General features: G+C 48.8%; 7 protein-coding genes and 1 pseudogene. 4 read left to right on the plus strand and 4 right to left on the minus strand.

All coding sequences use genetic code 11. The features are described from left to right. From Q0V82_RS15800 to Q0V82_RS15810, 3 genes and pseudogenes are all read left to right on the plus strand, one after another. A pseudogene (locus Q0V82_RS15800) lies at nt 1-980 on the plus strand (hypothetical protein); the annotation flags it as partial. 332 nt (nt 981-1,312) lie between these two features. Continuing rightward, on the plus strand, nt 1,313-1,888 hold the full coding sequence (locus Q0V82_RS15805; RefSeq protein WP_297577292.1) for a DUF4879 domain-containing protein: 576 nt from the start codon (nt 1,313-1,315) through the stop codon (nt 1,886-1,888). A 136-nt stretch (nt 1,889-2,024) separates the two neighbouring features. Then, complete coding sequence (locus Q0V82_RS15810) at nt 2,025-2,483, plus strand: hypothetical protein (RefSeq protein WP_297577294.1); 459 nt, start codon at nt 2,025-2,027, stop codon at nt 2,481-2,483. A 478-nt stretch (nt 2,484-2,961) separates the two neighbouring features. Here Q0V82_RS15810 and Q0V82_RS15815 read toward each other — a convergent pair whose 3' ends face one another. The 4 genes from Q0V82_RS15815 to Q0V82_RS15830 form a co-directional block, all read right to left on the minus strand. Continuing rightward, nucleotides 2,962-3,387 (minus strand): DUF411 domain-containing protein, encoded by a 426-nt coding sequence (locus Q0V82_RS15815; protein ID WP_297577295.1) that lies wholly within the window; start codon nt 3,385-3,387, stop codon nt 2,962-2,964. 158 nt (nt 3,388-3,545) lie between these two features. Continuing rightward, on the minus strand, nt 3,546-5,060 hold the full coding sequence (locus Q0V82_RS15820) for a multicopper oxidase family protein (RefSeq protein WP_297577297.1): 1,515 nt from the start codon (nt 5,058-5,060) through the stop codon (nt 3,546-3,548). Nucleotides 5,061-5,320: 260 nt separating this feature from the next. Next, nucleotides 5,321-5,656 carry a hypothetical protein gene (locus Q0V82_RS15825; protein ID WP_297577299.1) on the minus strand — a complete coding sequence of 112 codons (336 nt, stop codon included), beginning with the start codon at nt 5,654-5,656 and terminating at the stop codon, nt 5,321-5,323. Between the two features lie 230 nt (nt 5,657-5,886). Next, nucleotides 5,887-8,226, minus strand: coding sequence for an extracellular solute-binding protein (locus tag Q0V82_RS15830; protein ID WP_297577301.1), 2,340 nt, complete (start codon nt 8,224-8,226; stop codon nt 5,887-5,889). Nucleotides 8,227-8,467: 241 nt separating this feature from the next. Between Q0V82_RS15830 and Q0V82_RS15835 the strand changes: the two genes are divergently transcribed. Beyond that, nucleotides 8,468-9,292 carry a zinc-dependent peptidase gene (locus Q0V82_RS15835; protein ID WP_297577302.1) on the plus strand — a complete coding sequence of 275 codons (825 nt, stop codon included), beginning with the start codon at nt 8,468-8,470 and terminating at the stop codon, nt 9,290-9,292. Nucleotides 9,293-9,464 lie beyond the last annotated feature (172 nt).

The raw sequence follows: 9,464 nt of genomic DNA on the forward strand, positions 1-9,464 counted from the left end.
CCAAAGCGCTTAAGCAGTTAGTTAAAAATCGTCTGATAGAGCAGAAAAAATTATTTTGCAAAATGACTGGCATTCCTGCGTATGTTGAAAAGCTTAGTTTTACGTGGCCAGTCGATAAAAAATCACTGAAAGTTGTGATGGTGCAATCACTACTTCCTTTGAAGGGAGATTTCAAAGAGCATGGTTTAATGCTCGATACCCCAACATATCGTGCACGCCATCGTCGGCACATTGCATCTGTTGCTGAGCTTATTTTGCACAAGGCATATAGCCAGCGCAGTATTGATGACAGCAATTACAAAGACTGCAAAATCGACTTAATCATTTGGCCTGAATTATCAGTAAATAATCAAGATATCGATATCTTGAAGCAACTTGCCGATAAAACTGGGGCGATCATTTTTACTGGTTTAACTTTTACCCAGTTAGATGGTATCGAAGGCCCTAATAATGTCGCAAAATGGCTGATACCCCAGAAATCAACTAGTGGGCGGCAGTTTATGAATCGTTTACAGGGTAAGCAAAATATGATGAAGGATGAGGCTGGCAAGGTTAAATCTTGGCGTCCTTACCAGTTATTAATTGAATTAATTCATCCAGCATTCCCTAAAGAGCAAGGCTTCAGGCTAACGGGCTCTATTTGCTATGACGCTACTGACATAAAAATCAGCGCGGATTTGAAAGACAAATCGGATGCGTATTTAGTAGTCGCCCTAAACCAAGATGTGAACACTTTTGATTCTATGGTGGATGCCTTGTACTACCACATGTACCAGCACGTCACGCTGGTGAATACGGGCGAGTTTGGCGGCTCAGTCGCCAAAGCACCATACAAAGAAAAGCATGAAAAATTAATCTCACACGTACATGGCGCGCATCAGGTTTCGATTTCATCATTCGAAATGAACATGTTCGATTTCCGTGAGATTGGGAAATCTCTTCAATCAGGTAAACAAGTAAAAACTAAACCAGCAGGCTGATAAATGCACTGCGGTACGGCGTAGGGCGTAATCGCCGCAGGCATTACGCCGCAGGCTTACACATCATTCGGCGTATTGCCGCTCCGCACAAATCAATGGCAAATCAATGGGGTCAGAGTCGATTGATTTCTAGTTTTCCGTGGAATCAATCGACTCTGACCCCTTTGATTTCTGACCGCTTTGATTTCAGCCAAACCGCTAACACACAACGAATACTAAAATTAATTCTCACATGTATCGTTGCTTTATTACTATAAAATTTCACATATCTCGCAAAAAAAGAAATAAAGTAGCAGGATATTTCTTCGTCTTTTTTTAAAAAGGCATCGCAAATGCACTCTAAGAAACTTGCAGTATTGCTATCTTTTTCTACTATTTTATTTTCTGCTCCAGCAGCATTCGCCGACGATTTAAATATTGTTAACTATGCTGAAATTGAAGCTTCATTAAAAAATGGAATTCGAATTTTGAATTCTGATAAAGAGTTGATTGCTCAACCAACAGTTAAATCAGTAGCATCTCCTCGCGCGGCGGCTAGCGGCCTTTATGATTTACGTATTTTAGCTATTCAATCACCATCAGCTAATGATGAGTTCCCAACACAATTTCAAAGCTCAAGTCTTAATGATCATGGAGGCGGTTGGATAGAAGTTACATCTATGGAGTATGGCTACGGCGAAAATCCAAAAATAACAATGAATGGCGCACTACAGAACGGCTATGAGAGAGAACCAATATGCTCTGATTCCGGCGTTTTTAATTTATGCTCCGCCACGGTGAGTAAATCTGTTATTGGTTGGATGTACGTTACTAGAATATACGGCGTTGATAATGGTGTTTTTCAACATACCAACACTGGGATTGCATCACCATGGGCAACTTTATCTAAGCAAATCTACGTAAGGTAATTAGCCTTTGTAAATCAATAATAGCTACCAGTGAAGCGCTTTCCATTAAAAAGCCAATACCTTATTGGCAAGCGCAAAAAAACAACCTGGTTTTTAAAAATTAATTTACGATTTAAAATAGATTAATGGACAATATATGAACATAACCAAAACTAGCAGCACACCTCTAGAACCTTCGAGCCGTTTACGTGCCAATGGGGTGGCCGGAGGGCAAGTTTCTATTGATGACCTACCAAGAAAGGAGCCTTCAAGTTTCAATCTTAATAATGTTACGGCCAAAGAAATGCGCTCATTAAATATGAGTCTCTACGAAGATGGTAAAATATCTAGGGAAGTTTTCGATCACGGAGAAATTTTATATTCATTTATGCGAGGCGTTGACAGGTTAAATCAGGAGGAAGCCAATAAAAAAGGGAGCGGCTACATTAGTTCACTTGATTCAGATAAATTTGATTTAATTGATTTCATGAACAAACAGAGTTTATTTTTTAAATCCGATGGACAAGATAAAGCTGCTGATTTGTCAGACTCTCTTTTATTGGCATACGGGAAGATTGATAAAAATATCAAATTATCTATTTCAGCATCAGCATAATAATTATGAATTACCTCCGGTGACTCGGCCCATCATTGTCGCGGCCTTGCTCAAAAAATCAATGGGGTCAGACTCGATTGATTTCTAGTTTTCCGTGGAATCAATCGAGTCTGACCCCTTTGATTTGATTTGTTGATTTGTGATGGCGGAGTCTTGTGGCGGGTTACGCCTTCGGCTAACCCGCCCTACAGTATTGATGTATTTACTTGCAACCCTTTACCCAAAAGGGCTGCGTAGCAATACATCAATATGATGTATTTGAGCGTTTGACTGGAGCTTAAAACCATCGACATTCAAGCGATGAGTTCACTACAGAAAAGCTTTTTGACGCAGAGACGCAAAGACACAGAGGAAAATCAATTCAGAACTCAAGCCCCAACAAACCACGATTTAATCTGTGGTTTGCTGATGGTTTAGGCAAACCCAATTTTGCGTTGATTTTCTCCGCGTCTCCGCGCCTCTGCGTCAGCTTTTCGATTTAAAACTTACCGTAAGGCTTTAAACTGCCGTCTTTGCCAATGATTTCGACCGCAATGGTGCCAACTTTATAGTCACCCATCCCCGGTGATGTGGCGGGCATGCCCGACACTGTAATTCCTTTGGCGTTGGGTTTTTCTTTGAGCAATTTTCGAATCGCATTGGCTGGCACATGGCCTTCAATCGCATAACCTTGCATCACGATCGTGTGGCAGCTTTGCGCAATATCGGTGCCGTATTGCTGCTTGATGCTTTGCATGTCTTGACGCACTACTTCTTTGATATCAAAGCCAGCTTCACGCAAATATTTCGCGTGCTCACCGCAGCAGCCGCAATACGGATCTTTATACATGGTGCCTGCTGGCAAAGCGGCTAGCGCCAAGGTGGGGGCAAATAAAACTGCACTCAAAATTGCTTTTAAAGACATGGTATTTCCTTTGTTCTTGTATGGTTCACCGCCTTGGCGCAAGCACTGGCAACGCGCCAAGGCGGTGAATTAATCTATTGATCTAAGTCACTGGGCAAAAGTTTTCGCGCAAAGCGAAGCAACAATGCACGAGAACTTTTGCCGGCCTACTTATTGAATTATTTAATCAGCACCTGCGCCATCATGCCCTGCCCTTCATGCTCCAAAATATGGCAGTGGTACATGCGCAGGCCTTTATCGTGCTGCACCATTTTGAGCCGAACTTTTTCATACGGACGTAAATTAATGGTGTCTTGCAAAGCGCGATACGGTGCATCTTGGCGTTTGCCATTTAGCTCGCTATCGAGCAGCATAAATTGCGTGCCATGAATATGAAACGGATGATCCATGTGCGAGTTATTAAACACTTCCCACACTTCAACGTCGTTTACTTTGCTGACTAAATCATTGCGATTCATATCGTAGCTTTTGCCGTTGATCAAAAACGCCATGCTATGCACGCCGTTTTCCATGCTCATGGTTTCGCTAAACTCGACTTTTTTCATCGCCACGGCGCGGCCAAAATCAGCGATTTTTCGCAAAGTCGCTGGCACTTTAGGCGTTGGGCCAGCAGTCAATTGCAACGTCGCCAAAACGCGCTCAACTTCGGGCGCGACTTTGCCCATTTTTTCGCGGTTATACACCAAGGCTTTGAGCGTGGTTTTGGCACTACTACCGTCACCGATAATTAATTCTGCGCGCTGGCCGGGCACTAACAGTAATTCTTCCACCACCCGTGGTTTTTCTAGCAAACCACCGTCGCTACCGACCACGGTGATTTTTTGCCCCGGAATAGCCAAACGCAAATAGCGCGCGCTGCAGGCATTCCACACCCGCACCCGCTGACGGCCAACAATTGTAACGACCGGCTCACGCTGACCATTGACCAGCGCAAACTGCCCTTCGCGGCCATTCATCCAATCGTTGGCGGTGTTATCTGGAATCGACGCATCAGCCGCCAATTTAAGGTCAGAAATCACCCAATGCTGCTCGGCAAAACCCGCCAAAGGATCGGTTTTGCTACGCACAATAAATAAACCGGCCAAACCGCGATACACCTGCTCAGGCGTGTCGCCATGCGGGTGCGGGTGATACCAATACGTGCCAGCGCAGTTTTTTGGCAATTTAAAGCGATACACATGCTCACCGCCCGCTGGCACCGCGTCATGTGGATTGCCGTCTTGCTCTGGCGGCACCGGCATGCCGTGCCAATGAATCGTTGACGCTTGCGATAGCTGATTCACAAAGCGAATTTCAACTTCGTCGCCTTCAAATGCTTCAATCAAGGGGCCGGGCACTTGGCCGTTATACAACCACATGCTGGTTTTTTTACCGGGCACTAACTCAACCTCATGCGCGGCAGCGGTTAGCGTGGCGGCCATTTTATTGGTGCTACTGCTGTTTAAAACTTTTAATGCCTGTAATGGCTGGCCCGCAGGCAAGGCCGATTCGGGCAACAAGGGCATCTCGGCCACGGTTTTTAGTGGCTGCGGCATGGCAGCTGATCCACCCTGCGCGCCATGACCTTGATGCGCGGAGTGATCCATTGCTGGATCCATAGCAGCCCAAGCCGTTGGCAAGCACAGCAAAGCGCCGCTGGCGCTAGAGCTAAATAAAAACTGACGTCGATTCATAAACCACCTCTAAAACACAGACTGAGCCAACATCGGCTCAATTCACAATAGACTGGGGTATTGCCATGCAATTAATTATTTATAAAGCATTGATAGCAATACCGATTGAATTTACTGATATTAAAATGGCGAATTGATGCAGCGCAGCGCTACGCTAGCCGCAAAACTCAAACCCATTTAAATCAGTCAATACCAATGACAACTGCAGCGCTACCCCCTTTATTCAGAGCAATAAAGCGAGGACAGTGCCTAAGTCGCGCCTAAGCGCGCAGTAGAGGAGGAGGAAGTAACGGTGGCCGATTTAAACCGACCTGCATGATGACATCATGACTATTTTGAATCGTTCCGGCCGACGCTAGCTGCGCTTGCGGCAACAGCATCGGCAATGCCGCAGCACAAGCGCCGCAATGACTCATTTTGGCATTACTCGCCGCATGATCATGCTGGCCTTGCTGGCATTCTGTTTTTGCGAGCGTCTCAATGACTGCGTTATGGCACATCACGGTGCCAGCCGACGGCAACTGCTTGGCCGCCGCCACATTCAGTGACAGCACCAGCGAGATCAATAGCAAAAAGAAACAGCGGAACTTAAGCATTTTTTGAGTTTACACCGCCGCCCAATTGGGCGGCAAGCCAAGCGCGGGGCAATGCCGGCAAACTAACAACTATTACCGTAGATGATGACCGCAGATGACCTTCATCCCCACGTCACCCCCTTCGTCATCACCCCGCACTGACGGCAAGGCCATGTTCACACAAGGTGTTGATTGCGTTTAACGTAGCGCGCACCTCATCGCTGACGACAACGCATCAACGCAGAACATGCCTACCGACGTGTGGCATCGTGCAATCGCCGCGCCGCATCTTGCGGGCTCATATTGCTGTTTTTCCAGAACGCATCGACCGCGTCAAACAAGGCGCTACGCACACTGTCTTGCACCGCCATATTGTGCGCCCAAGACGGCAGCAGCACTTGCTTACTCGCGGCACTGGCAAACTCGCGCGCCGACTGTTTGGCGTAATCGTCAAAGCGATTCATATTCACATCGATGCGGGCGGGGATATTGCCTTTATATAAATTGAACACTTCTTGCCCTGCGCTACTCATCAACAGCGACACAAAATCTTGCTGCGCTGCGGCCAAACGCGGATCACTTTGTTTGAACATCAATAAAGTATCGGCCGCAAAGCTGTACTCGCCGTTTTGCGTTGGCGCTGCCATACACAGATAATCAATGCCTTGCACCTTACCGGCTTGGGCAAACTCGCCCTTGGCCCAATCGCCCATTAATTGCATCGCCGCCCGGCCATTAATCACATCCGCCGTGGCTAAATTCCACTCGCGCCCAGCCGCATCGGGCGTGCAATATGGTTTTAATTTACGCAAAGTTTCAAGACAGCGAATCATCACTGGCCCCGTCAATGCCGCCGAATCGAGCTGGCAAAACGCCGCTTGATAAAACGACGCGCCACCCAAACCGCAAGTAATCGCCTCAAACAAAGTGGCGATTTGCCAAGCCTGCTCACCCACAGCCAGCATCGGCGTACCCAATTGGCGCAGTTTTTCGGCTACAACAAAAAACTCATCCCAAGTTTTGGGCGCTTGCACGCCAGCGCGTTTGAGCACACTGGCATTCATCCACATCACATTTACCCGCGCCACGCCCAAAGGCACCGCCACATACTGGCCATTGGCCTGCATCATTTTATCCAGTACCGCCGGTAAAATTCGGTGCCAATCTTGTTGCTGAGCGACGGCATTCAGATCAGCCAAGCCGCCGTCTTTGGCCCAGTTTTGAATCTTCACCCCGCCAATAGCGGCCGCGGTCGGCGGATTGCCGGTGGCGATACGCGACTTAATCGTCGCCGCAGAATGATCCCCCGCCACATCGGCCCAATGATGGCCTTGCTGATTGAGTAGTGCCTTGATTTCCGACACCGCGCGCGCTTCGCTCGATGCCGCCCAGCTATGAAATACCTCAATATCGGCCAGCTTAAATTGCCCGACCGACTTCAATAGCCGCTTAGCGCGCTCATCCAAATGCTGCAAGGTATGGCTCGCTTGCTGCAACGCCGAATCGGTGGCTTGCGTCATCACATCCAGCCGCTCGGCCGAGCTGGCCAAGGTATGCGTGGCAGAGGATTGCTCTTGGGTGGATTCGGCAATTTGCCGCACCGCCGTCACCACACTGCCCATGTGTTCACGTATCCCCAACATATGCCCGCGCGCGTCTTCGGCCATGGTGACGCTGTGCGCCACGCGATCGGCAGTGAGCGCCATATTGCCTACGGCGCTTTGCGTTTCACGGCCCACTGATTCGATTTTATGCGCGATTTCTACCGTGGCATTACTGGTGCGCTCGGCCAATTTACGTACTTCATCAGCCACCACCGCAAAGCCACGCCCCATATCCCCCGCGCGCGCAGCCTCAATCGCGGCATTTAATGCCAATAAATTAGTTTGATCGGCAATATCTTTAATCACGCCCACAATGCCGCTAATTTCTTGCGAGCTAGCCCCCAAGCCATCCATGGTTTGGGTTAACGCCGCCACTGCTTCAGAGACTTTGCCGACTTCTTCGGAGACGCGCAGCACCGAATCGGCGCTGTCGCTCGATAGCCGCTGTGTTTGCTCAACCACATGATCCATATCGCGGGCGTGATCAGCGATGTGATTAATGCTCACGGTGATTTGCTCTACCGTCGCCGCCGAAGAAGCGGCGTGATCGGACTGCATTCGGGTGTCTTTGCCCATTTGCGCCGTCACGACCGTTAGCTCAGACAAACCCAAAGCCAGCCCTTCCATTTCGCGCTGCACATCGCGCAGCGTGCGCTGCACTTTATCGGTGGAAGCGTTATACGCCTTGGCTAATTGCGCCAACTGCGCATCGCCATTTTCCGGCAATCGCGCACTAAAATCAGCATGATCGCTGGCATGTTGGCGCATTAAGTCGCTCATCTGCGCCAAAGGCACAAACAAACGTTGCAGGCCAAAAAACACCACCGCCAGCAAAGCCACGCCCGCCAACACCATCATTAAAGCGAGCGAAAAAAACAGCGCATTGACCGCCGCATCTTGACTTTGCCCAACCCGCCACAACACCCCCAACATCAGCAAACCGTACACCAAAGCCACTGCGGCAATAATATGATTGCGATTGAACATCGTGCAAACTCCCCTAGAACATGGCTTATATCAATCTAATCGGCACATTACAGCGTGCTCCGTAGCGGATTTGTCAGCAAATCTCATTAGCCATTGATAATACAAGCACTTTTCTTACATACACAGCAGTCATTTATGACTGTTGCATTTCAATAAACACCAGCACCATCGACAAAACAGCGCGATTACCTTGAATTGCGCGCTGCGAGACCCATTTGTTGATCACGCACCAAGGAAAATCATGCTCAACTACTTTCGTCGCAAACACCGTGATCATTGGCTCGCCCAGCACCCGATTGACGATGCATTGTGGTTGCCCGCCACCACCATGCCGGTGCTCAAAAACCTCAGCGTGAGTGAATTAGCGCGTTTGCGTGAGCTTGCCGCGTGGTTTTTACACACCAAATCAATCCAAGCCAGCGAAGGGATTGAGTTTTCTGACCCGATGCGGGTGATTTTGGCGGCGCAAGCGGTGCTACCGATATTAAATCTGGGTTTTGAAGCGTATGACGATTGGCAAGAAATCATTATTTACCCGCGCCCGTTTTACGCCGACCACAGCCACGTTGACGCCATCGGCGTGGTACACGAAGGCGCGCAATTGCTCGCCGGCCAAGCGCGCGGCGATGGTCCGGTGCTGTTTTCGTGGAACGACGTGATGAATGGGCCTAATCTAGACGGCTGGAATGTGGTGATTCATGAATTAGCGCATAAGCTCGATATGAAAAACGGCGGCAACGCCAATGGCTATCCAGCCCTACACGCCGGAATGAGCGAAGCGGCGTGGCAAAACGCCTTTACCGCCGCCTTTGCCGACTTAAGCGCTAAAGCGGATGCCCATGCCGACACTGGCGAGCACTCAGACATTGACCTATATGCCTCCACTAATCCAGCCGAGTGCTTTGCGGTCCTGAGTGAAGTATTTTTTGAAGCGCCGCAAATCCTACAAGCGCACTACCCCGATGTTTACACGCAAATGGTGCTGTTTTATAAACAAGACACCGCACAAAGGCTGAGCCCCAGCCCTTACCGCCCCATCTCCCAATACAGTGAACCCAGCGCATGATCGGCCTACGCCACACCGCCCCAATTGACATCATCCACCAAGCTCAACAACTGGGTATTGCCCTGTGGGATACCATCCCTGAAGGCGCTACACATATACTGCAATGGAATACCGACCGGCTAGAGCTACTGTCTATGCATGACAAAGCCATTGTTTGCGTTGACTTTGTCAA

Origin of the sequence: uncultured Deefgea sp. (assembly GCF_947072475.1) — a bacterium.
GTDB lineage: Bacteria > Pseudomonadota > Gammaproteobacteria > Burkholderiales > Chitinibacteraceae > Deefgea.